This is a genomic window from Rickettsiales endosymbiont of Trichoplax sp. H2, from assembly GCF_009690945.1.
In the GTDB taxonomy this organism is placed as follows: domain Bacteria; phylum Pseudomonadota; class Alphaproteobacteria; order Rickettsiales; family Midichloriaceae; genus Aquirickettsia; species Aquirickettsia rohweri.
Genome location: NZ_NPHZ01000001.1, coordinates 266722 through 292149, shown reverse-complemented (window position 1 = coordinate 292149; position 25428 = coordinate 266722). Strand labels below are relative to the sequence as shown.

Below are 25428 nucleotides of genomic sequence, written 5' to 3'. Positions count from 1 at the left end.
TAAGACTAAATCTCAAAAGCCATGCACTTATATAAAGTGTGTGGTTTTTTTAATCTTTCTTATTTCTTAAAAAAGTTGGAATCTCAAAAATACTGCTTGAAGATTTTATTTTATTAAAATCTTTTTTATTAACAACTTCTTCCTTATCACTTGAATTATTATTAAGTTCTTTTTCATCATGTTTTTTATATTCATGATTATTTTTATTAAGATTAAAATAAAATGAATTCTGCTTTGGTATATAATTTTCATCTTTCTCATCAACACTATCATCTGAACTTAATTTATCATCATTATTGCTTGTATTTAAGTGTTTTACTTGCATTGGAGAATCTTTTTTATTCTCTATAATACTTTCTTCCTGATTATCAATAAATTGCTCTTTATTAGTTACCTCAACTTTAATTTCTTTACTAGGTTCTTTATTTGTAATAGAAATATCACCCAATTTATTTACTAAATTATTATCAATAATTTTCACAGTTTTTGCATCTATACCTGTTGCTACAACAGAAACTCTTAATTTACCTTCTAAATCAACATCAAAAGCTGAACCAAAAATAATATTTGCATTTGGATCCACTTCTTCCTTAATCCTATTTGCAGCTTCATCAACTTCAAACAATGTCATATCCATTCCTCCAGTAATATTTATCAGCACACCTCTTGCACCTTTCATAGAAGAATGATCTAGCAAAGGATTAGATATTGCAGCTTCAGAAGCTTTCACTGCCCTATTTTCTCCTTCAGCTTCACCAGTTCCCATCATTGCCTTACCTTTCTCATTCATAACAGCATGAATATCAGCAAAATCTAAATTTATTAAGCCAGGCTTTGTTATCAAATCAGTAATACCTTTAACACCAGCATGCAATACTTCATCTGCCATTTTAAATGCATCAGCAAAAGTTGTTTTTTCGTTTGCTAACCTAAAAAGATTTTGATTTGGTATAATAATAAGTGTATCTACAGATTTTTGAAGTTCATCTAAGCCCTCTTCTGCAACTTTCATTCTTCTAGCACCTTCAAAATGGAAGGGTTTAGTTACTACCCCTACAGTAAGAATATTTCTCTCTTTTGCTAATTTTGCAACAATTGGAGCACCTCCAGTACCTGTGCCACCACCCATTCCAGCAGTAATAAAAACCAAATTATACTTATCCAAAGCTTCTGTTATCTCGCTTGACGACTCCTCGGCTGCAATCGCACCAACTTTTGGGTCAGATCCAGCTCCTAGTCCTTTTGTAGAATTAACACCAAATTTAATTTTATTTGTTGCAAGCGAATTATCTAGTGCTTGAGCATCTGTATTTGCAACAAAGAAATCTACACCTTCTAAATTTGCAGAAATCATATTATTGACAGCATTTACACCTCCTCCACCAACTCCAAAAACCGCAATTTTAGGTGATAATTGACTTTCAGTTGGAATACTTATTTTTAAACTCATTTGTAAAATTTATTTATAAAATTATCCTTTTTAACAAGTAAAATAATACATTAACTAATTATTTGCAATTCTTTCTTGTTAAAACTACAAATACAAATAAATAGTCTAAATGTTAATTATTATAGATCCCATTACATTATTATTTTTAATCTTTTCAAAAGCTTGACTAGCGTTATCTAAACCAAATTCATCAGAAATTTCAACTTTAATCCTACCAGCTTTAATCATGGAAAATAACTCATCTGAACTTAATACTCTTTCCATTTTATTACTTTTATAATCAAATATTGATGGAAAAGTTATATATAAAGATTTTTCAGCAATTTTATTTGAGTCTATGTTAGTGATTGTTTTTGATTGAGGACCATAACAAACTAAAATGCCCATTTTTGTTATACATTTTATATTTCCTTCAAAGGTATCATTACCTAACGAATCATATATTGCATTTACCCCATATCCCTTTGTAAATTCCATTATTTCTTGTACCCAGTTTTCAGATTTATAATTAATAACTTTTTTACAACCACATTTCAAAGCAAAATTATTTTTACTATCATCATCAACACTGCCAATCACAACAGCACCTAAACTATCAGCCCATTGTGCAAGAATATAACCAATCCCTGAGGTAACGTTATGAATTAAAATTATTATATTTGAATTAACTATAAAAACTCTTTTTAAAAGTGAATGTGCCATCATTCCTGAATAATATGACGCACCAGCAATTTTATCATAAATTTCTTCAGGCACTGAAATTAAATCAGTATAATCTACAACAGTGTTTTCCTGAAAAGATCCATTATTTTTTGTCATATAAACTACAGAATCTCCAGATTTAAAACCAGTTATATTAGATCCAATTTCAATAATTTCACCACTTGCACTGTATCCTGGAATTACATATGGCTTATCAGCAGGAATATTAATAAATACATCATCTTGATTAATTCCCGAAGCAATGTTTTTAACTAATACCTGTCCTTCTTTAGGGTTTTGCTTTTCTAAATTTTCTATTTGGTATTCTTGATTATCACCTAACCTAATTAATTTTATAGCTTTAGACATTGTATACTTTTATAATTTTAGCTTATCTACAATCTTATTATAACTATAAATATTTGCAACATTTCCAAGTGTAGTTATAGTAATATTGTTATTAGATATGATTTTTTTTGCTACTTTTTGAAGAGATTGAAAATTTACATTATCTATTTTTTCTAAGACTTCCTCATTACTAATATACCTTCCAAACATAGCAAAATTATTGCATAATTTCTTTGCTCTTGCAGTAGTACTTTCCATAGACATTAATAAACTAGATTTAATTTGGGCTTTTGCACGCATAATTTCTTTTTCATTAATTTTATCTGTAATGTTAAATAATTCACTAACTATTAAATCTATAAGAATATTAATATTTACAGGATCAAGTGCAGAGTAAACTCCAAAAATTCCACAATCACTATAACTGGTTGAGTATGATGAAATATTATAAACTAAACCTCTTTTTTCACGAATTTCTTGAAACAATCTCGATGACATCCCACCACCAAGAATAATCGAAAGAATTTGCGCATCATAAAAATCTTTATCTAAATAAGATACTCCCTCAAAGCCTAATAAAAATTGAGCTTGTTCTAAATCTTTCTTAACATGTAATTCACCACCAGTGTAAATTCCTTTTTCATATTTTTTAACATTGGTATTTTGAAAATTTACAAACCTATTACTAATTAAATCATTAAATTGCCTTGAATTAAAATTACCTGCAGCTGAAATAATAGTATTTTTATTTGAATATTGATTTGTAAAATAGCTTAATAATTCTTCTCTTTTTAAATTTTTTATAAACTCCTCTGTACCTAAAATTGATCGACCTAATGGTTGATTTTTAAATGCAGTCTCTTGAAAATAATCAAATACAATATCATCAGGTGTATCTTTTGTCATACATAATTCCTGAAATATAACTTGTCTTTCCTTCTCTAACTCTTCCTTTGCAAAAGTTGAATTCAATAATATATCTGTAATTATATCAAGCGCCTTCTCTAAGTCATTTTTAAGAACTTTAGCATAGTAAACAGTTGAAGTTCTAGAAGTATACGCATTAAAATAACCCCCTATCATATCAAACTCTTCAGCTATATCTTTTGCTGTCCTTTTTAAAGTACCTTTAAATGCCATATGCTCTAAAAAATGAGATATTCCATTATTTTGCTCATTCTCATTCCTACTGCCACTTTTAACAAGAATACTCAAAGTTACCGATTCAAAATCTTCTGCTTTATCTGTTGCAACTACTAAGCCATTTTCATGCGTAATATAATTTATTGTATTCATTTATTTAAAATAAAAATTTTGCTTTAGTTTAAACGTAATCACTTTAACTTTCCAATCTTTTTAATATTAAAAATAATTTGACTTAATAAATAAAAGCTGTAGAGTTGCTTTTTTTTAATTTGATGGCAAAAAAATGACTAAAAATTTATATCCATATTATAATAAAAAACATTTAGAAGATATTGCAGAATATCTGATAGAAAGAAAAAACTATGATAAACTCAGTGTACTATCAAGCTCTCATAAATTTAATTCTTATATAGCTATAAACAAAGCTATAATGAATTTGGATCTAAAAGCAATATCCACCATTTTAAAATACACTAGCTTTGATGATCTAGATAAAAAAAAATCAGAATTAAAATTTTGCTTAAGATTTATTTTAAGAACAAACTTTATAGATGATTTATATCATGAAGATGAAAAAATAAATGAAGTTACAAAATATATTTTTAAAACTCTGCTAGAACATAAAGTACCTTTAGATAAAACACTATCTACATATTATGAAAATGGTAAAAAAACTGAAATAAATATAATGGCTAGACTATCTGCACTAGATATAAAAGAGTTAGTTGATGAATTTTCTCTCACAGATACTGATTTAGAATATTTAAAAAATTTTTCATCTATATTAAAGGATTCAAACGTTAATTTATTATATTCAAAAGAGACTTGCTCATATAATCAATTTGGAGCAATATTATCGCGAACATATTCTAGTATAATTAACCAAGAACAAGCTTATCAACTATATAAAAGCGTTTATGATTCTGGAAAATATGGAAAAGCTATAATAGATTATTTAAATAGAAAAATTGTTAATGGTGATGCTATTACATTGCATTTTAGCAATTCTGGAAAATCATCATATGATAGGTTACAAAATAAAATTCAAGTTGTGTTAAATAATGGATATATATCTACTGAAGCTATCACAGCACATGAAATATCTCATTATATTATTAATAGATTATTTAAAAATGACTCAAAGCCTTTTAATTTCAATTACTATGAAGTTGATTTTAAAAAGCCAGGTTTTAATATTATTCCATATAAAATGCAAAATTATTATCTTAATAAAACAGCTAGTAATAAACAATTTAAATTTGCTTCAAATATTGAAAAAATTTTAGCTAGTACGAATAAATATAGTGAAACTACAAAACCTATTTTACTCAAATCAGCTGAGTTATTAAATATTACAATTCCTGATCAATACCAAGAGCTATTTAGTCTTGAATTAAGAGATTTTCTCAAATACCAGTCTTTATTACCTCTATTTATATTAAATCCTGACAAACTTATTGAAAATATTATAAGTGAAGAAAACAGTGATATAGAAAATTTTTATAATAATTTAATAGAAAATTTAAATCAATATTTTTCTAAATCTAAGAATTATTCAGAAGATTTTAATAACGATATAGTTAAAATTGAGGAAAATTTTAGCACAAATTCATCTTATCCTGTGTTAGAAAAAATAAAAGAAGTATTAATTGATAAATATTATCCAAAAATAATTGAAGATTTAAAATTAACTGATGCACAAATATTTTTCCTTGAAAGAGCTGCAGATTTAGTTAATAGAGATGATAGTAATTTTGATGTAGAGCCTGTAGTAAGATGTGTTGAGCTTGAAGTACAAAGCAAATTCTCTGATATATCTCAAGATTTATTAGATAGTTGCAAAAAAATGAATGAATTTTGGGACGAAGAAATCTTACCTTTAATGGAAGCTTAAAAAGCTTCCATTTTCAATTTTAAAATTAAGAGTGATCTAAATTTTCTTTTTGATAAATAGTTAAAAATTCTTTAATTGTTAATATATCTTCTTCAGAAACCTTCAATTCCTCTTGATAATTATTTATGTAACCTTTTAATTTTTTATTATTAATTAACTCTGTTCCATGAATTTGATGTTCTAGTGGAATTAGCTTAATAATTAAAGCACTCATTTTTATAAATAATTCAGCTAATTTTTCTTTATTAAATTTCTTCAATAGCATTTGCTCTAAATCTTCTCCACAATTAATATGCTCTGATACATATTTTATAAATTTTAAAGCTGTAGATCTAATTTCTGCTAAATCATTTTTATGCTCACATAGTAAATTAGAAAATACTGATTTATCCATCTTTACTTTACAAGATTTTTTATTATACCAATCAAAGTTCTAATTTCTTGAGAGTTTAACTCAGCTTTCGCAAAAATATTTCTAATGTTATGAATCATATTTTTCTTTATATTACTCTCTTTAAAATAATTTTTCTCATCTAACAATGAAATTAAAATATCAAAAAAATTACTAAATTCACTTTTATTGCAAATTTGTTTTAATTCATTGTCTAAAGAATCTTGTATAGAAGAAAAAAATTCATAAGAGAAAATTGATACAGCTTGTGCCAGATTTAATGATGGATTTATCGTATCAGTAGGAATTACTGATACTACATCTGCTAAACTTACTTCTTCATTTGTAAGACCATTATTTTCTCTCCCAAATAAGATTCCAATCTTTGTATTTTTATTAAATTTTTTATTACAGTAACTTACTAATTCCTTAGGATCCATTTTTTCTTTTTGCATATATCTATTCCTTGCTGTTGAGGCAATAATAAAATTTAAATCTGAAATAGCCAAATTAATATCATTATAAATCACTGTATTATGTAATATATCACACCCTTTAGCAGCTAATTTAAAAGCTTGATTATCTGGAGGCCAACCATCTCTTGGAGAAACTATCCTTAAATTCTCTAATCCAAAATTAGACATAACCCTTGCAACAGAACCTATGTTTTCAGCAAGCTGAGGACATACTAATATTATATAAGGTTTGTGCACAAATTTATTTCCACTTCAAAGAACACCCTATGCTTGGAATTTGCTCACCATTAAATTCAGAAGTTTTTGCTACTTCAGACATTGCAATAAATAACTCTCTTTTAGCATCTGGAATAATATCCTTTTTAGCAGAATCTAATCTTCCACGATACTGAAGTTCTAATTTAGAGTTAAAGCCAAAAAAATCTGGTGTGCAAACAGCATCATATTTTTTTGCTATTTCTTGTGTATTATCAAGAAGATAAGGAAAAGTAAAATTATGCTCCTTCGCAAAAATTTTCATATTTTCATATGAATCTTCAGGATATGAAATTGAGTCATTTGAGTTAATAGCAACAAAACCAATACCCAACTCTCTAAGCTCATTAGCTTCTCTTGCTATCTTATCTACAATAGATTTAACATACGGACAATGGTTGCAAATAAAAGCAACAACTAAACCATTATCACCTTTTACCTTAGCTAAATCATAATAATTTCCATCAACTGAAAGTAAAATAAATTCTTCAGCATTCCAACCTTTATCTGCCTCTGGTGTAGTTAATGCTACCATCTAAAACTCCTAATTATCATTTTTATATTTTAAATTTATATATTTTTTTTCCACAAAAATCACTAAAAAAATTCCTTTATTTACCTATTCCTTTACTTTGCTTATTATGTTTTATTCTTTCTTGAGCTGTTTCTAAAGCGCCAGTATCTATAACTCCATCCTTCCCTACAATTTCTTTTGCAGTTTCTATTACCTTTAAATTCTCTTGAAGCTCTGGACTTGATCTCATTATTTTATCAAATTTAGCTATACTTTCTTGTACATCTTGTTGTAACTGACTTTTCTCTGTTTGCCTTTCTATTTGTCCTTCTGTTTGCTTTTCTGTGTGCCTTTCCTGCACCCTATCTTTTTCTACATGACTTTTCTCTGTTTGCTGTCCTTGACTTCGAGAAACTAATTTATTTAAATCCTGACTTACTTCGGTCATTAAATCTTTAACATTTACTTTTTCAAGCGCTTCATTATTAACAACTTCTCTTTCTTCATTTCGTGGCAAAATTATATCCGCAATCCATGATAATGCACCAGTTTTCTCATCTAAAGCCTTTCCCACCATATACAAACCTACAATCACACCAAGTGGTGGTGGAATAACTAAAGCAGCAATAACACCCATCACAGCTTTTTCACCAGGTTGAAAATCAGGCAACTTACTTGTAAGCATAGCAGGAATTCTTTTAAATTTGTCCCAGGAACTTTCTAGTAAATTTCTATTGTCTTTTTCATCTTCAAATTTCAAAGCTTCTAGCAAATTATCCTCAAATTTATTTTGGCTTAACTTTTGAGCCTTCTTTTGATAATAATCATGAAATTCCTCTTTTCCCCTCATATCTCGTGTATCCACTGAAGAAGAACTCCTCCTTCCAGTTTGAGCAACTAATTCTTCAGCTTGATCTTGAATACTATATTTTAAATCTTCATCGTTCACAATACTCATTACGTTATCTGGACCAAATTTTAAAACATCAGCATCTTTAATATTTAGTTTTTCTAAAACTTGATTTGCCCTTTTCATAATTGCTGATTTAGCTTTTGGGTCTTGCATGATTGCAAAAATTTGCTTATCACTAACAGCAGCTACTTTTAAGATTTTCTTTGCTAAATTCTCCTTTAAAATTTTCAATTTTTGTTCTTTTGTATTTAACCTACCAGTAGTCTTTGCACTTTGACTTGTAACATCAGCTTTAACTGTTGACGACTGTCTATTTTCAGATTCTCTCTGCCTTTGATCTTCTATTTTAGCTTTTTCATCATCAACTAATTTTCTAAAACTACCAATATTTTGACCATTTATATCTAAGGCTTTAAATACTTTATTAAGTTTACTAATTTCACTTTGCTCATTTATCAGATCTTCAAATTTCTTATTTATATTTAAATACCTTCTTAGACCTTGAGGAATTTGAACATTTTCAAATATATTACCAACTGTTAAATTATCAAAATTATCAGAAATTTCATAATTATTGGCATCAAAAACTTGTATATTATTTAATGCAATATGTTGAGCTAGCTTTATCCTTAATCCTTGTTGAAAATTAAATGCCTCCTCTGCTTTATCTAGCATTTCTTTATTTGAAGGAACTGGTATAGCATCGCCACCTAAAGCTATCCTATTTGAATTTTCTTCTTTGTAACTTTTTGCAGCTATATTAAAATTTTCAAAAATTCCATCTGCTCTAGCTAAATTAGCACTTATTTCAGGACTCTCCACAATTAATAAAGTGCGTTCCTCACTAAGTTTTTGTACATTTTTGTAATATTTTTGAAATTCTGGATCATTACCTTTTTCTTTCATTTTCTCAAATGCTTTAACAAAACCTTGAGCTTGAATTTCATCTTTATTTATATCAGGAATCTCTAATTCTTTTATATCTACTGTTATGTTATTTCCCTTTTCAATTTGATAAAAATATTCAAAAATTTTGCTATTTTCATTTTTTTCCAATAATTTATTAAATTCAAATTTGAAATCTTCATTTTGAATTTCTGCTTGCACTCCTGGATCAGTAAATTGCTTTTTCAAATTTGTTAACTTTCTTTCAAATTCATCAGATATAAAATCTAACTCGAGTTTATCACTATCTTGATTTAATTCTACTCTTCCTTGACTAACTGCTTCAGCTGCAATATCATTTATAATTTTATAATATCTTTTTTTAAAATCTTGAAAATCACCATCTGGCATCCCACTACCCCTTTGAAATATTTAATTATGATGTTACGATTTAATTATTGATTATTCAAGGGTTAATTCCATAATGATGATTTATATATAGACTCATAACTACCTAGTTCTTGATGAAGATTTGCCACTATTAACTCTTAAAGCAGCAACATGAGAAGCTGCTCTCACTTCATCCTTAGCAACTGAACTATTAACACCTTGCATTGTAGCAGCAATTGCACGAGCTTCTTCTACAACTCTATCTTGCGGAACAACAACTTCCATTTCTACTGATCTTTCTTCTCTATCTCTTCCATGTTCTTGCTCTCTAGTTTGATATTGACTCTTAACATCTTGAACTAATCCTTGGGTAGTAACTTGTTGTAGCTCTTGAGAATCAAATTTTTCAGGAGCTTTTTTATAAAATTTTTCATTTACACATTCTTGTAATTTACTACCATCATATAATTTTTGCTTGGCTGCAGAACCCATCATATATGCACATATAGCAACGCCTACAAAAGTACCTCCTGTAACTACAAGCGCTATAGCTCCTATTGCAACTTTATGCCATGGCTTAAGCACAGGCTTACCATCATTTGTTAAGAATTTATTAAGCGCATCAGCTGGCTTTCTATACATATTATAAGCTAAAGTTGAACCTTTCCCTCTATCATCTTTTGATTTTTCATATTCTAAAGCTTTTTCTGCATTTTTATCAAATTGAGCACCTGTCATTTTATCAGTTTTATTTTGATATTTTTCGTGAAGTTACTCTTTTCCTCTCATGTCTTGACCATCTAAAGACCTTGAATCAACTCTTCCAATTTGTGCGATTAGCTCTTTTGACTGCTTTTCTAATTCAGCTTGTAAAGCTTGATTATCTATTTCCTTTAAAGCCTCTTCAACTCCTATTATATTCAATTGTTCTAAATCTATTCCCAAATTTTCAAATGCCTGCTCTGACCTTTTAATTATAGCAGATTTTGCTTTTGGATTTTGCATAATACGAGCAATTTGACCTTCACTAATTCCTGCAACTTTTAAAATTTTAACTGCTAATTGCTCTTTAGCATTGGCAGATTGCAGTTTATTCATTCTACGCGATTCATTCCTACTTATAATCTCTCTTGTATATCTATCTTTTTCTTTTTGTACCTGATCTTTAAATTGTCCTATATTTTTATCATCTATACCCAAAGCACCTAAAAAATCTTTTACTTTTACTAATCCCTCTTGGTTTCTAACATCTTCAAATTGTCCTGGTAAAAAACCATTAAGCTCATCTTTTGCATTAAATTTAATATAATTTGGTAAATTTATCCCCTCAATTAAATCACCTTTATGATCAAAAATATTTACATTATTATTAACTAAATATTTTACCAATTCTTTTTTTAGAACTTGCTGCAAATTATAAGCTTCTTCAGCTTTATCAAATATAATTGACCTTGAATTACCTCCTAATAAATCTCTCTTTTCAACTTCAGTTAAATTACTAAATGCATATTCAACGTTTTGTAAAATTCCACTTGCTCTATTAAGCTCACCCATTATCTCAGGATTTTCCACTTCTAGGGATTTCACTCCATCACTCATTTTTTCTAAAATACCTACAAAATGTAAAAAAGCATCTTTATTATCTGCATTTTTTCTTAATTCTTCAAACGTAGCAACATATGCCATTGCCTTTAATTCATCTTTTACATTTTGTGGTATACTTAACTCATCTAATCTCGATTCTTTTGCTCCCTCATATGGTTCATTTTTATTAACATCAAAAATATCTTGAACAAAAAATTGAAATATTCCTTTCTCTTCTGCATCATTTATTAAGTTATTATTTAGCTCAAATATATAGTCATGAAGATCATAATCTACATCACTAAAATCTATATCATCTTCAAGTGACCTTTGTTTTAATGCTTGTAATTCAGCTATTTCTTCTTCATATATACTTTCATCTTCAATGTTAAAATCTAGAATAACTGGCTCATATTCATCAATAATATCAATATCATTATTTTGAGTAGCTTTCAGTGCAATTTTTGCAATTATTCTTAAATATTCTTGGTCAAATTCTTCATTAGTCATCCCTGGCATATTCACTCCCTTGTTAATACAATCCTAATTTTAGGTTAAGGAGTTTTTGGGAGCTTTGCAACTATAAATTGCTTATATAATGAAATTTAAACAATCATAAGCCACTATACGACCTCATAATGGCAATTAAATCAAATCATATAATTAATTGATTATCTTTTATAGATTTAATTTTTAATTTGTATATCTCACCTTTTTGCAAATTTTTTGTAGAATATACCTTAAAATAATCCTCTGTATATCCATAATTATTAGATTCAGCTAAAATTATCTGTTCTTTTCCAATTTTATCCTTTAAATATTGATGCATTAATTTCTGCTTTAAATTCCTTAATTTTTTAGCTCTATCTTTTATAACACTAGACTCTATTTGTGGCATTCTTGCAGCAGGAGTATTATCTCTAAGTGAATAAGGAAATACATGTAAATGTACAATCCTTAGCTGCTCTATTAAATCATAAGTATTTTTAAACATCTCATCTGTTTCTGTTGGAAAGCCAGCAATTACATCAGCACCCAATACGACTTGAGATCTATGCTTCCATATTTCATTACAAAAATTTATAACTTGTTGCCTTCTATGCCTTCTTTTCATTCTTTTTAATATCATATCATCTCCTGCCTGCAAACTAAGATGCAAATGAGGCATAAATCTTGATTCATTTATAATTATATCAAAAAGCTCATCATCAATTTCAGCTACATCAATTGAAGATAGCCTTAGCCTTTTAATATCTGGAACCATCTTAAATAAGCGATTAATCATATTTCCCAAACTTGGTTTGCCTGGTAAATCTAATCCATAATCCGTAATGTCAACACCTGTAAGAACTAATTCTTTATAGCCTTGATCAACTAAATTCTGTGCATATTTTACAATCTCTCCAACAGGAACACTTCTACTATTACCTCTTCCATATGGGATTATACAAAAAGTACATCTATGATTACATCCATTTTGAATCTGCAAAAAAGCTTTTGATTTATTCTGAATTCCATCAATCATCTGATGAGCAGTTTCTTTTACTGACATAATATCGTTCACTAATATAGCTTCTGAATTTTCTAGCAATTGTTTATAAGTACCCTGCTCTAACTTCTCATGATTTCCAAAAACTTTATCCACTTCAATCATATTTGCATACTTTTCTGCAGATACTTGAGCAGCACAACCAGTAACTAATATTTTTTTATTTGGATTATCACTTCTAGCCTTTCTTATAGCCTGCTTTAACTTCCTTTCAGCTTCTTTTGTAACAGCACAACTATTAAATATAATTGCATTATTAATGCCAGCATTCTTTGCATGCTTTTCTATAAGTTCGCTTTCGTAAATATTTAATCTACAACCAAATGTAACTACCTCAACTGACATATTATAGAATAATATTCATATATAATTTTACTAATATGAACTTATACTATCTTTTTAAATAAAAATCCAATAATGTAAACATCAATGCAATTAAAATTGATGTTTGTGCAATATTAGTCTTAATAAACCATTTGAATATATCTGCTTTAGTCTCTGATAATTTTTGCTCAACCCTGCTATAATAATGCTTGACTGAATCATTAAATAATCTTTTAGTGACATACCTTTTACCATTATAATTAACTAATTTTTTCAATTCATTTATAAAATTTTGATCAAAATTTTTATAAAACTTTTTATCTTTTTTTATATCCATAATTTTAAACCTATGATATGTTGAATTTTCCAGAATTAAGAAGAGAAAATTTATAAAAAATCAAATCTGATTTCACACTCTCAACTTCAAATTCATTTATAATAAAATTTCCTAAGATGCAATAATCAGAATTTATTTCTATTTTGCATTTTAATTCATCCCCTAATATTGCAGAATTATTTAATAGCTTATATTCTGGCGTATTATTATACATACCATTTAAACTAATATTTAAAATTTGTTTATCAGGAAATTCAGTTAAGTTTCTATCCTCATTAATAGAGCCATAGTATATATAGTTGTTTTTAATATTAAATTTCAATAATCTTAATCCTGATATCTTACTTGCATGAGGATTAAAAATAAAAAAATTTATATCTTTTCCTGTTTTCATAATATTCATTTTTTCTCCTATCTAATATATAAAAGGCATATTGATAAATTTGCTTTCCAAAAACCATTTATATTTTGCGAAACATTTGAATTATTTTTTTTAAAATAATACTGATCCAAATACTCAAAGTTAATTTCTTCATTTAAGTTAACCTCTTCTATTTTATTTAAAATTTTAAGACATTTTTCATTTGAAAAATCATTTGTTACAATCTGAATATTAGCATCTATACAACTTAAATTTTCAATTGATTCATATAACTGCTTTTTTTAAAAAATTCTATTTTTATAAATGGATAATTTGCATCATCTGGAATGCATGTGTATATGCCTTTTATAAGGCCCTCAAAAAAATTACTTTTAAAAAATAAAATTAATTTTTTTTCTAAGTCGCTTATTATATCCATTATTCTCCATATAATTTACCAAACAAAACCATATATTTTTTATTTTGCTTATCTTGTTTTATTTGGTTTACAAAATAATTATCTAAATTACATTGTAATTTTAGTGGCAAAGAAATGTTCTCAACATGTCTTATAGTAAATTTATAAAGTGCTTGCTTTTTTATATCACTCTTTTTGCTTTTAATATCTTCTTCTAAGAGCTCTTTCTTAGCCCAAATTTTAATATACTCTTTCCAATCTATAATGTACCCTCCATACTGGTCATAAATCTTATCATGTGTAAATAAATTCACTCTTTGATTCATTTCACTAAAATTTTTTATCATAATTTTATATTCCTATATTTTTTATATTTTTCAGCTAAAAAATTTGAACACACACTTCTCTTTTCATACATATCACTTATATGTTCAAAGATAGTAATTTTTAAATTTTCAGGTATTTCATTTGTGTATCCCACTTCAAAATTAATATTAATATTATTGAAATTAAATTTTTGCCTTAGAATAACTTTATCTATTAAAAGGCAATAATAATTTTCATTAATTATTGATTTAACCCCATTATCATAAAATCCATAAATATTAACAATTTTAATAACTGGCTTTTTTGGAAGTACAAAATAATATTTATTTTTGTCATTTTGCTTATAAATAACACTTATTTTTGTTTTAGAAATCATTATTCCACTCCATTCTTCACAATCTCGAGTAGCTGCTAAAATAAAATCACTTAATAAACTATCTTCAACTTCATTATCAATTTTAAGGTAATTTTTTACTTCCCTTAATTTTATTAAATTTTGCCTCGCGTCTTCAATTTTTTTCATTGAAACAATCATTTCTTCTCCTCCTAATTTTATTTATATTGAAAATAAGATTTATTGAGTTACTACAATCACTATGCACTCTCTAAATGAGCTAATTAAAATCATTATTGTAAAAACTTAAAACGAATACAACAATCTATAGAATTACGTCTCTTTTAAAAATTTTGCTAAAAGTTGCAATCTTAACTCTTGAATTAATGATAATAATATTCTAATTATAAGCTCTTCCTCAGTAGCATAATCAGAATAAGGAAATTCTGTAATAGCAAAACTATCAAAATCTGTTAATTTACCTGAAGCTAATATTTTATCACCTTTATACTCTGTAACTTTATAACTTAAAGTAACCTGAATTTTCTTTCTATTCGCAACACTATTATCTTGAATTAAATAATCATCCTTATCCACGTTATACTCAATCTTAAGCAAATACTTAGCTTCTTTTTTATTATTTTCTTTAAATAATCTATCTAACTCATTATTTAAAAAAAATGTTGCTCTTGGATTTTTTTGATCATTTGTTATCCTTTCACAATAAAAATCACTTAAAATATCATTTTTATAATCTCCATAATATAAAGGCTTAAATCCACACCCAGATAAAATTAATAAAACAATAAAAATCCTAATGAATTTCATACTTACAAATATTAATACGTATACTTAACTAAAATATGTATACTCATTGTAAGTATGAAACAAGTAATTTAGCTAGCTATTTCTAATAATTTTATAGCTTCAAAATTAACAATATCTCCACCGACTTTTTTAGTAGAATAAAATTTAATATATGGTTTATGAGTAAAAGGATCACGAAGAACCCTTACATCTCCACGATCAATAATCTGATAAGCATTTTTAAAATTGCCAAATGCTATTGATATTTTACCTGGATTAATACATGGCATATCAGTTGAAATATATATTTTAGAACCAAATAAAGTGCTAAAACCACCTTCTGACAAATTTGGTTGCCATAAATATTGACCGTTCTTATCTTTTAGCATCCTTACTTTTTGCAGTGAATCTCTACTCATTAAAAAATTTGTATTATTTGAATAAATTTCTTTAATACTAAAAAATAGCTTAATAATATCATCTGCATTTAACTTATTAGATTCCGTTTTAATTCTTTCAATTTTCCCCCATTCATTACCATCTTCATACGAAAGAATTCCTTTAGGCTGACCAATTCCATTTCCATTTATAAATGCACTATTTTCTTGTCTAATAAAGATGTTAGAGAGTTTTTTTGATAACCAATCTTCCACATCAATTCTAGGATCATCAACAAGTTTTTGGGTAACTTTTGGCTGTGCGTATAACTCGTGAGTTAAAATAATTTTCTTAGTAAAGACAGTTTCTTTAGAATTTTCTATACCACTTAGGCCTGTTTCAGACCATCCACTCGTAATATCTTCTCTATCTTCAATCAATTCCAATGAATCAGTAGAAATTTCCAAAACACTTGAAATTTTCCTCATAGGAGAATTTTCGACTAATAATGTATCAATAGCTTGATTCATTTTATTTGTCACAGAATATCCAAGCTTTTGATCAGCACTATTGTTTAAATTTTTTTGCTCTAAATTTGCAATATCTGATTCCAATCCCTTCTTAACATATTTACAAAAAGCATTCTTATATTCACAATTAGTCTCATTCAATTTATGTCGATTAGAAGCCGGCCTATTTAAAACACTTTCAATTTTATTTAAACTATCTTGATATCTATCAAGTGACTTATTAATTTTATCTAAGTGCGATAAAGTAACTGAATCCGCACTACCTTTTTTTTCAATCTCGTTAATCCTCCTATCATTAATAGATTTAAATTGCTCCCAAGTACTTCCAATTTTATTTGTTTTTGTAGCAATATCATTATTAGTTATATTATTCATATAATTACTCCTTATTTATGTTATAAAACTTAAAAAACCTTGAATATCACTTTGTTTGACTATATAAAAAATGTATTGTCATATTTTTTTATAATAGTAGCTTCCCTAAGAGCTACTACGGGTGATTAGCTCAGTTGGTTAGAGTACTACGTTGACATCGTAGGGGTCAGTGGTTCGAATCCACTATCACCCACCACTTTAACTGCCAATAGCTAGAACCTCAGCATACTTATTTGCAGGAAATGTAACAATACTAACTTCCCATAAATTCACATTTATAATACACCTAATTTCCCCAGCATAATAAAAATCAAGCACTTCATAACCAATGCTCAAATGATCAGTCACTTTATTCTCAATTAATATATAAGCCTCTTTACCCAAAGAAAGATCTAAAAAAATCCTACCTTCTACATAAAGCCCTTTTTTATCTTCATAAGCTTTATCAATAATACCTATAGGATTTTGATGATTATGTTGCCACAACAATTTAATTCCTTCTACCTGGTTTTCAATAAAAGCACCTGGTAAAATTAGATCTCCTGCATAATCAACAACATTAAATATACTGGCATATCCTGTAAAATATTTAACATTATCAATATTTTTTAAATTTAAGTTGTTATCTTTTAAACTATTTGCAATCATATTCTTTATTATTTATTTATAAAAATTTATGAAATATTGGTTAATAAAATCTGAGCCAAACTCATATTCTTGGACTAAAATGCAGCAAGATAAAGTCACTTGCTGGGACGGCGTTAGAAATTATCAAGCTAGAAATAACATGCGTAAAATGAAACTTGGTGATTTAGCATTTTTTTATCATTCCAATCAAGAAAAAGCTATTAAAGGCCTTGTGAAAGTTGTGAAAGAATATTATCCAGATCATACCGATCCATCAGGCAAATTTGATATGGTAGATTTTAAATACATCAGTTCTTTTAAAAATTCTGTCTCACTTGCTGAAATTAAACAAAATCCAAATTTGCAAGATATTGCACTTGTTAAACAATCAAGGCTTTCTGTTATGCCAATTACAGCAAAAGAATATAATATTATTACTGCCATTGCGAATTAACATGCTACCTACCCTGTCATTACGAACTAACATTATGCCTTATCTTGTCATTGCGAGCGAACGCAGTGAGTGCGGCAATGCACATTCCTCTCTTGTCATTGCGAGAGCATATCAATGCTTGTGGCAATCCACAAATACATCAGCAAAACATAAAGTGGAAACATTCCTGGATCACCACGCCACTTTCGTGGCTCGTGATGACTGTGATGGTGTTGCCATTGCGAGAGCATATCAATGCTCGTGGCAATCCAGAAAATTACATAGTGTATTATTTTTACCACACTTTAAAAATATTTCACTCAAAATATAGCTTTTTTATTTGCATTAAATCTAACAGTAGTATTTAACAGTAGTTAATTAAGAATTCGTTCTTAGGAAACAATTTAAAGGTAATAAATAATATGAAAAAAATTCTACTTACAACAGTTGCAGTTGCAGCATTTACTACAGGTGCATCAGCTATGGAAGCTGGCAAAATGTATATGAGAGGTGATTTAGGTTATCAATTTCATAAGTATAGTGATGTTAAGTTAAAAGGCTTTGCTGGTGACGTCGGTTTTGGTTATGCTCTTTCTGATAACGTTAGAACAGATGTAACATTAAATTTCTCTAAACCAACAAAAACCCAAAAAGAAAAAAAAACTCTTACTGAATTTAATGGTTTAAATACAGAATACGGTATAACAACTGCAAAAACTCCAGATTCTAGTTCTGAATTTAATGGTAAAGCAAAAATAAAAGCAAAGAATATGAGCTTAATGGCTAATGCTTATTATGATTTCCACAACTCTTCAGAGTTCACACCATATGTAATGGCTGGTGTTGGTGTTAGCAGGAGTTCAATTGAAATTTCCCCATCTATAAGCTATACTTCTGGTGGTAAAGATGTTACACAAAGTTATGCAACACAAAAATCTAAAAACTTAACAAGTTTTGCTTATCAAGTTGGTCTTGGTGTTGGTTACGAAATGTCTAAAGATATTCATTTAGATGTTGGTTATAAACTTTCTGGAATGACTGGAAGTTATAAAACAGCTGAACTTAAAAACTCTGCTGGTACAGTTATACAAAAAGCTGGTGATAAAATGGCAAATACATGTAAATCAATACACACTATTTCTGCAGGTGTTAGATTTGCATTCTAATTTAGTTAATTGCTAAATTAAAATAATAGCCTTGAGGTTAATTCTTCAAGGCTTTTTTTATGCCTATTCACCTACTTTGTCATTACAAATAAACATCTTTTGCCTACCCTGTCATTGCGAACAAATCTTTGATTTGTGTGGCAATCCACCTTCCTTATCTTGTTATTGCGAGCGAATCATAGATGAGCGCGGCAATCCATAAATACACCAATCAAACATAAATACATCAACATTCCTGTATCACCACACCACTTTCGTGGCTCGTGATGACTGCAAGATACTTTGTCATTGCGAATGAACATGCTACCTACCCTGTCATTGCGAGGATGCGATAGCATCCGTGGCAATCCAGAAAACAATCAACATATATTAAACAACACTATCACCACCTTTTATAGGAGATAAGCCAACTTGCTTTCTTTTTTCATTAATTGTCATAAAATTAACTTTTTCTAGCCTATCCCAGATGGCTTCTCTCTTATTTGCAAGTGCAGGAATATTATCTTTATCTAATTTTAGAATAACTTCTTGTTTATATAACTTAGCAAGCCATCTTCCAATATGATCAATCGTATTTTGTGCAAGCGGTAAAATAGTCTGTTCCCAAAGAGTAGTTCTGGCTTCAACTAAATTGCTATATGTATTATCTCCAGGAATACCAAGAAGTTGTGGTGGAACACCAAAAGCAAGAGCAATATCTCTAGCAGCACTATGTTTACCTTCAATAAAATCCATATCTTTTGGTGATAAACTAATCTCCTTCCAATCTAATCCACCTTCTAATATCATAGGCTTACCAGCATTAACTGCACCAGTAAAATCCCCTTCTATCATTTCCTTAAGCCGGCTAAATTGCTCATCAGTTAATTCAGAAGGCCTGCCATCTGCACTTTTTACAATAATAGCTCCACTTGGCCTTGCACCATTTTGAAGTAAAGCTTGATTCCAGGAAGCAGCATTATTATGCTGATCAATACTATATGCTGCAGCCTCAATTGCAGAAAGACCATACCAATCACAAAGTGGATTACTATTTTTAATATGAAGAATTCTTGATAAACCACTAATTTGATCTACAGCAAAAACTTGCTCATTTTTCCCAATCTTATATTGATATCCTAAAGGTAAGCAATTATCACCTGCAATAACATTTACCCTATCTGGCCTTAAACTATAAATTTCTTTAGGTAACTTATTTAAATCAGATGCTGAAAATAAATAAGCATTTCCACTTATTAATCTAGATAAATAAATATTTTCAAGTAACTCACTTTTATTTTGATGAGGGTTTGGTTTATATAAAAGATCTATAATTGGATGTCCTTCTAATGGACTTCCATTATAATCAAAAACCTTCAAACTAATCGATGCTGAAGAACTTGCAATCATATTAATTGCTCTATAGGCAATAACATTTTTTGAATAACCTTCAACAGCAAATTGTTCATAATTTCTTTCCATCCAAACTGGTTTTTCTATATTATAAAAATATGAATTAAAATTTGAAAAATTATTATTAAAATTAACTGCTAGATTCTTTTTGTTAAATTTATGATTATTAAAAACTGATTTAATTCTTTTGAAAAATTTCATTCCTAATATGATTACAATTATTTGACCTTATATTTTTCATACTACTTGCATTTAAAAATTCAGGAAGTAACATTTTATTAAAATTAATATTTAAAATTTAAAATGCATAAGGACTTTGTATATTTAAAAGATATTGCTCCAAAAATCATTACAGAAATGAGATATGCAACAGAAAATAATTTTACTGGCAAAATAGTACCTGGATATGAAAGAAATATTTGCATCATAACACTAAAAGCTGCAAAAATTTTAAAAGAACTAAATGATGAATTAAATCAATATGGAATGAATTTAAAAATCTTTGATGCATATAGACCCAAAAATGCAGCAAAAAGTTTTATAGATTGGGCATACTCTAAAGAAGATAATTTAGATTTAAAGAAAATATACTACCCAAATATCAATCGTTCAGATTCCATTGGAAATTATATAGCAGATACACTATCAACACACTCAAGAGGAAGTACAGTAGATCTTACAATAATAGATCTGAAAACTAACCAAGAACTAGAAATGGGAGGAATATTTGATCTTTTTGATGAAATATCTCACACAGCAACCCCAAATATCCCAGATATAGCTAAAAAAAATCGATTATTATTAAAATCCATAATGGAAAAATTTGGTTTTAAAAACTTATGGAAAGAGTGGTGGCACTACACTCTTATTGATGAACCATTTAAAAATCAATATTTCGATTTCATAGTAAAATAAAATTTTTACTTATCTTAACAAATTATGAACTTCTTGCATCAAAAATTTATAAATGCTTGTTTTATGAATAACTGCATCAAATATTTCTAATTTTTCTTGACTCTGATTTTGTGTAAAGAAAACATTATTATGTTGAGATAATAATATAACTGGGATATTTTCAAAACCTTCTTTTGCTTTCACTTTTTTAACAAAATCTAAACCATTCATACCTGGCATTTGATAATCAGTAATAATTAAATCCAAAAATTTCACACCATAATGCTTTATTAATTCAACAGCCTCAAATGCATCTGCAGCTGATATAACATTGTAATCTTGTTTTTTCAATAATGAAGTCGCTAAACTCCTAATATAATTATTATCGTCAACAATTAAAATATTAATTTGCTTATTAGATTTCACAAGATGTATATTTTTTATTTTTTTCAATTTATTTATCTTACTCATATTCCACTGACTAAATATTAAATACATTTTTTTAATTTTGACAAGAAATATATTATAATTTTTTAAATTTTCTCTAAAATTACATAAGATATTGCATATGGCCATTCATCAGACATTGATAAAAACGCATTAATATTTTGTGATTGAAATGGATGCTCATTAAAAAATGGAGCACCTTTTTTATCATTTAATACTTCAATGTCCTTAAAACTTATATTTCTTCCAATCCCAAATTTAGTAGCTTTAGCATACGCTTCTTTTGCAGAAAATCTTTTTGCAAAGTAAGATACATTATTTATTGATTTTCCATATAAAATTTCTTTCTTAGTAAAAATTCTATCAAAAAACTTATCATTATACTTAGTAATTAAAGTCTTAACTCTTCTAATATCAATAATATCACATCCAACACCAATAATCATTTGATTGTTATTTTGGTTGTTTTAATTTGTTATTAACTAATAAGCACAATTCCGAAAGAGATTTTTTATCAATTTGTGATGGAGCTCCCATTAATAAATCTTGAGCATTTTGATTTAATGGAAAAGCTATAATTTCTCTTATATTAGGCTCATTCGCAAGTAACATTATCATTCTATCAATTCCTGGCGCAATACCACCATGAGGAGGAGCTCCATATGTTAATGCTTTCACCATAGCTGGAAACGAATTATCAACTTGTTCTTTTGTATAACCAATATTCTCAAAAGCTTTATACATTATTACAAGGCTATGATTTCTAATTGCTCCACTAGATAACTCAATACCATTGCAAATTATATCGTATTGATAAGCCTTAATAGCTAGTTTTTCATCTAATGTTTTTGCATTGCTTAAAATTTCTATACCACCTTGAGGCATCGAAAAAGGATTATGGAAAAAATCTAGCTTTTTTTCATCATCATTCCACTCATAAAATGGGTAATCAACGATCCAGCAAAAATGAAATTCATTTTCATTGATTAATTTTAAATCTATCCCAAGTTTATTTCTAACTTTACCAGCATTCAAAGCTGCTATTTTTTCAATATCACAAGTAAAGAAAACAGAATCATTTGGCTCTAAATTACATATATCCTTTAACTGTTGGAATTTTTCATTATTTAAGAATTTAGCAATTGGCCCCTTACCATTGCCATTTTCATCAATAATTATATAAGCTAATCCTTTTGCTTTTAGCTCAGATTGAGCAAAAGCAATCATTTTATCATAAAATCCTCTACTTAAATCTCCAGTTTTATGAACTGGTATTGCTCTTATTACACATCCTTTTTCTATTGCATCATTAAAAATACCAAATCCAGATCCTCTAAAGATATCTGTAACATCATTAATAATTATAGGGTTTCTTAAATCAGGTTTATCTGAACCATATTTTAAAATAGATTCATCATAAGATATCCTTTGAAATGGAGCTTTTGAAATTTTATAATTAGAGAAATTTTTAAATGTATTGTATAATACCGGTTCTATCACTGCAAAAATATCATCTTGTGTCACAAATGACATTTCTATATCTAGTTGATAAAACTCACCAGGCGCTCTATCTGCTCTTGCATCTTCATCTCTAAAACATGGAGCAATTTGAAAATATTTATCAAACCCAGATATCATATATAACTGTTTAAATTGTTGTGGAGCCTGTGGTAATGCATAAAAATTACCAGGATGCAATCTACTTGGTACTAAAAAATCTCTTGCTCCCTCAGGGGAACTAGCAGTTAAAATTGGTGTCTGCAATTCATCAAACCCATGATCCCACATTTGGTTTCTCAAAAACTTAATTACTTTGCTTCTTAATTTAATGTTATCATGCATTTTCTCTTTTCTTAAATCAAGAAAACGATATTTTAATCTTAAATCTTCTGGAAATGGTTGAGTAGAGTTAACATTAATTGGTAAAGTATCAGCTTCTGATTCAATATTATAATTCTTAATAACTATTTCAATTTCTCCTGTGTCCATTTCAGAATTAATTGTATCTTCTGATCTTTTTACCACTTGCCCTTCTATAGTTATTACACTTTCATAGCTAAGCGATGTTAATTTATCAAAATCCTCTTTAGATAAACTATAAATCTTATCATCTTGATCTGAAGTAACCAACTGCACAATTCCAAAATGATCTCTTAAATCAATAAAATACACCCCTCCATGATCTCTTTTTCTATGTATCCATCCTGATACTTTTACAAATTTTCCAATATCGTTGGAGTTTAATTCTCCACATTTATGAGTTCTATATTTAGACACCTGTCTTATACTTTATAATTAAATTTTTTGCAGAATACACTATATATTTTTTTTTGACAATTAACATTTTGACACCTTGAATCTTTTAAGTTTGGAATTCTAAATCCCTATTTATTCACTTTTAATTAACGCTAGTGCATGATCGTTATAAATTTTTAAAATTTTTCCTATCTTTTTATTATCCTTAATAACTTCTTTATCGTTAATTTGATAATTATTTAAATTTATCATTTCTAATTTTTTTCTTCTTTTACCACGATGGTACATCCTAGCTGTAACTTCTTGACCAATATAACATCCCTTATTGAAACTAATTGCATTTAAATTATCCAATCCCAAATCTAATGGATAAAATTCTTCAGGAAAAAAATCAACTCCAAATTCTGGAATTAAATACTTGATCCTTATTTCATTATACTTTGCAATATCATTAAAGTTATTTTGTTTCATATCAAAATCATAACATCTCATCCCTAAATTTTTATTTCTAGGATCTATATAACTAAATTCATTAAAATCTTCAGTTGTAATAAAAACATGCGCTTTACAATCCATAATATTAACATCTGAATGCAATTTATAAAGCATCAACTTTATTTTTATATCATTTATATAATTTTGATGATAATCTAAATAATATTTTTCAGAAATTTTAAAAATAAAAAAATCAAATAGCATTTTCCCCTTTGGAGTTAATAATAAAGAATATTGAATATTTTCCTTATCTAACATATTGATATCGTTTGATAAGATATTTTGAAGAAAAATCTCAGAGTCTTTTCCAGTAATATTTATTAATCTTCTATAATTTAAATAATATTTATACATATTTCTAAAATTTCTAAAGGATTAAGTAATTTTATAATAAAACATTGAACTGTATAATAATACTTGAAAATATTATACTCTATATATTAATATAGCATGTTTACATTTAATAATCATATATAAGTATTTGTGACAAAAAAATTTTTTACTAAACCAATAGTTCTTATTGGTATGATGGGGAGCGGCAAAAGTACAGTTGGAAGAAAATTAGCAAGAAAATTAAATTTAAAATTTTATGATAGTGATAGAGTACTTGAAGAAAGAGAAGGATTAAGTATAGTTGATATTCATGATTTTATGGGTGAAAAGTACTTTTTACAAAAAGAAGAAGAAGTTATAAAAGAAATTATTGGATATGGCGTAATAGTATTATCAATAGGTGGCAGTAGCTTTATTAATGAGAATATAAGAAATTTTATTAAAAAATATACTATTTCTATATGGTTAGATTCAAAATTAGAAACAATATTTGAAAGAGTTTCTAGACGCAATACCAGACCGGAATTAATTACTACAAATAACAAAAAAGAGTTACTAGAGAAACTTCTTAAAGAACGTAAACCTATTTTTAATCAAGCAGATATAAGGATTGAAAGTGATTTAGAAGCTCATCACTTAGTTAATAATTTAATTGAAAAATTAGAAAAGTTTCAAGTATAAATATCTAAAATAAGGA

The 25428-nt window shown here is 27.6% G+C and carries 28 protein-coding genes and 1 tRNA gene; 6 read left to right on the top strand and 23 right to left on the bottom strand.

Annotated features, from left to right (window positions below; all coding sequences use genetic code 11):
• Positions 1–49 precede the first annotated feature (49 nt).
• The 3 genes from ftsZ to h2es_RS01570 all read right to left on the bottom strand — a co-directional run bounded on the left by ftsZ (position 50) and on the right by h2es_RS01570 (position 3796).
• On the bottom strand, positions 50–1450 hold the full coding sequence (gene ftsZ, locus h2es_RS01580; protein ID WP_154510782.1) for a cell division protein FtsZ: 1401 nt from the start codon (positions 1448–1450) through the stop codon (positions 50–52).
• Positions 1451–1555: 105 nt separating this feature from the next.
• Entirely contained in the window at positions 1556–2521 is a 966-nt protein-coding gene (locus h2es_RS01575) for a zinc-binding dehydrogenase (protein WP_154510780.1), read from the bottom strand.
• A 9-nt stretch (positions 2522–2530) separates the two neighbouring features.
• Positions 2531–3796 (bottom strand): M16 family metallopeptidase, encoded by a 1266-nt coding sequence (locus h2es_RS01570; RefSeq protein ID WP_154510778.1) that lies wholly within the window; start codon positions 3794–3796, stop codon positions 2531–2533.
• A gap of 133 nt (positions 3797–3929) precedes the next feature.
• Between h2es_RS01570 and h2es_RS01565 the strand changes: the two genes are divergently transcribed.
• Positions 3930–5540: a hypothetical protein gene (locus h2es_RS01565; RefSeq protein ID WP_154510776.1), complete on the top strand. Its 1611-nt coding sequence runs from the start codon at positions 3930–3932 to the stop codon at positions 5538–5540.
• Between the two features lie 25 nt (positions 5541–5565).
• Here the strand turns inward: h2es_RS01565 and h2es_RS01560 are convergent, their stop codons facing one another.
• The 14 genes from h2es_RS01560 to h2es_RS01495 form a co-directional block, all read right to left on the bottom strand.
• Complete coding sequence (locus h2es_RS01560) at positions 5566–5934, bottom strand: hypothetical protein (protein WP_154510774.1); 369 nt, start codon at positions 5932–5934, stop codon at positions 5566–5568.
• Between the two features lie 2 nt (positions 5935–5936).
• Positions 5937–6644, bottom strand: a complete 708-nt coding sequence (locus tag h2es_RS01555; RefSeq protein ID WP_154510772.1) for an RNA methyltransferase — start codon at positions 6642–6644, stop codon at positions 5937–5939.
• Positions 6645–6648: 4 nt separating this feature from the next.
• A complete protein-coding gene (locus h2es_RS01550; RefSeq protein ID WP_154510770.1) occupies positions 6649–7197 on the bottom strand; it encodes a thioredoxin family protein in 549 nt (182 codons plus the stop codon).
• Positions 7198–7273: 76 nt separating this feature from the next.
• A complete protein-coding gene (locus h2es_RS01545; RefSeq protein ID WP_154510768.1) occupies positions 7274–9385 on the bottom strand; it encodes a hypothetical protein in 2112 nt (703 codons plus the stop codon).
• A gap of 99 nt (positions 9386–9484) precedes the next feature.
• A complete protein-coding gene (locus h2es_RS01540; RefSeq protein ID WP_154510766.1) occupies positions 9485–10102 on the bottom strand; it encodes a hypothetical protein in 618 nt (205 codons plus the stop codon).
• A gap of 33 nt (positions 10103–10135) precedes the next feature.
• On the bottom strand, positions 10136–11467 hold the full coding sequence (locus tag h2es_RS01535; RefSeq protein ID WP_154510764.1) for a hypothetical protein: 1332 nt from the start codon (positions 11465–11467) through the stop codon (positions 10136–10138).
• 136 nt (positions 11468–11603) lie between these two features.
• Entirely contained in the window at positions 11604–12842 is a 1239-nt protein-coding gene (mtaB, locus tag h2es_RS01530) for a tRNA (N(6)-L-threonylcarbamoyladenosine(37)-C(2))-methylthiotransferase MtaB (RefSeq protein ID WP_154510762.1), read from the bottom strand.
• 46 nt (positions 12843–12888) lie between these two features.
• On the bottom strand, positions 12889–13158 hold the full coding sequence (locus tag h2es_RS01525) for a hypothetical protein (protein ID WP_154510760.1): 270 nt from the start codon (positions 13156–13158) through the stop codon (positions 12889–12891).
• Between the two features lie 10 nt (positions 13159–13168).
• Positions 13169–13561 (bottom strand): hypothetical protein, encoded by a 393-nt coding sequence (locus tag h2es_RS01520; RefSeq protein ID WP_154510758.1) that lies wholly within the window; start codon positions 13559–13561, stop codon positions 13169–13171.
• Between the two features lie 226 nt (positions 13562–13787).
• Positions 13788–13958, bottom strand: a complete 171-nt coding sequence (locus tag h2es_RS01515; protein ID WP_154510756.1) for a hypothetical protein — start codon at positions 13956–13958, stop codon at positions 13788–13790.
• Positions 13958–14284: a phage head completion protein gene (locus h2es_RS01510; protein WP_154510754.1), complete on the bottom strand. Its 327-nt coding sequence runs from the start codon at positions 14282–14284 to the stop codon at positions 13958–13960. The genes h2es_RS01515 and h2es_RS01510 overlap by 1 nt, the downstream gene beginning before the upstream one ends.
• On the bottom strand, positions 14281–14799 hold the full coding sequence (locus h2es_RS01505; protein ID WP_154510752.1) for a head-tail connector protein: 519 nt from the start codon (positions 14797–14799) through the stop codon (positions 14281–14283). Before h2es_RS01505 ends, h2es_RS01510 begins: the two co-directional genes overlap by 4 nt.
• Before the next feature lie 132 nt (positions 14800–14931).
• Entirely contained in the window at positions 14932–15426 is a 495-nt protein-coding gene (locus tag h2es_RS01500) for a hypothetical protein (RefSeq protein WP_154510750.1), read from the bottom strand.
• A gap of 68 nt (positions 15427–15494) precedes the next feature.
• Entirely contained in the window at positions 15495–16688 is a 1194-nt protein-coding gene (locus h2es_RS01495; protein ID WP_154510748.1) for a phage major capsid protein, read from the bottom strand.
• 119 nt (positions 16689–16807) lie between these two features.
• Between h2es_RS01495 and h2es_RS01490 the strand changes: the two genes are divergently transcribed.
• Positions 16808–16884 (top strand) — tRNA-Val (locus tag h2es_RS01490).
• A gap of 2 nt (positions 16885–16886) precedes the next feature.
• Here h2es_RS01490 and h2es_RS01485 read toward each other — a convergent pair.
• Positions 16887–17336 carry an HK97 family phage prohead protease gene (locus h2es_RS01485; protein WP_126045064.1) on the bottom strand — a complete coding sequence of 150 codons (450 nt, stop codon included), beginning with the start codon at positions 17334–17336 and terminating at the stop codon, positions 16887–16889.
• Positions 17337–17364: 28 nt separating this feature from the next.
• Between h2es_RS01485 and h2es_RS01480 the strand changes: the two genes are divergently transcribed.
• Together h2es_RS01480 and h2es_RS01475 are read left to right on the top strand one after the other, a co-directional pair.
• Positions 17365–17769, top strand: coding sequence for an EVE domain-containing protein (locus h2es_RS01480; protein WP_154510746.1), 405 nt, complete (start codon positions 17365–17367; stop codon positions 17767–17769).
• A 401-nt stretch (positions 17770–18170) separates the two neighbouring features.
• A complete protein-coding gene (locus h2es_RS01475; RefSeq protein ID WP_154510744.1) occupies positions 18171–18914 on the top strand; it encodes an outer membrane protein in 744 nt (247 codons plus the stop codon).
• 369 nt (positions 18915–19283) lie between these two features.
• On the opposite strand, the gene h2es_RS01470 is transcribed toward h2es_RS01475, so the two are convergent.
• Complete coding sequence (locus tag h2es_RS01470; RefSeq protein WP_154510742.1) at positions 19284–20507, bottom strand: phage portal protein; 1224 nt, start codon at positions 20505–20507, stop codon at positions 19284–19286.
• Positions 20508–20609: 102 nt separating this feature from the next.
• On the opposite strand from h2es_RS01470, the gene h2es_RS01465 reads away from it, so the two are divergent.
• Positions 20610–21221: a M15 family metallopeptidase gene (locus tag h2es_RS01465; RefSeq protein WP_154510740.1), complete on the top strand. Its 612-nt coding sequence runs from the start codon at positions 20610–20612 to the stop codon at positions 21219–21221.
• Positions 21222–21230: 9 nt separating this feature from the next.
• Here the strand turns inward: h2es_RS01465 and h2es_RS01460 are convergent, their stop codons facing one another.
• The 4 genes from h2es_RS01460 to ygfZ all read right to left on the bottom strand — a co-directional run bounded on the left by h2es_RS01460 (position 21231) and on the right by ygfZ (position 24752).
• On the bottom strand, positions 21231–21671 hold the full coding sequence (locus tag h2es_RS01460; RefSeq protein ID WP_195909945.1) for a response regulator: 441 nt from the start codon (positions 21669–21671) through the stop codon (positions 21231–21233).
• 62 nt (positions 21672–21733) lie between these two features.
• Positions 21734–22093 carry a holo-ACP synthase gene (gene acpS, locus h2es_RS01455; RefSeq protein WP_126045102.1) on the bottom strand — a complete coding sequence of 120 codons (360 nt, stop codon included), beginning with the start codon at positions 22091–22093 and terminating at the stop codon, positions 21734–21736.
• Positions 22094–22100: 7 nt separating this feature from the next.
• Positions 22101–23924 (bottom strand): aspartate--tRNA ligase, encoded by a 1824-nt coding sequence (aspS, locus tag h2es_RS01450; protein WP_326844983.1) that lies wholly within the window; start codon positions 23922–23924, stop codon positions 22101–22103.
• A 111-nt stretch (positions 23925–24035) separates the two neighbouring features.
• Positions 24036–24752, bottom strand: a complete 717-nt coding sequence (ygfZ, locus tag h2es_RS01445) for a CAF17-like 4Fe-4S cluster assembly/insertion protein YgfZ (protein WP_154510736.1) — start codon at positions 24750–24752, stop codon at positions 24036–24038.
• 129 nt (positions 24753–24881) lie between these two features.
• Here ygfZ and h2es_RS01440 point away from each other — a divergent pair, with 129 nt between their 5' ends.
• Complete coding sequence (locus h2es_RS01440) at positions 24882–25412, top strand: shikimate kinase (protein WP_154510734.1); 531 nt, start codon at positions 24882–24884, stop codon at positions 25410–25412.
• Positions 25413–25428: the final 16 nt, after the last annotated feature.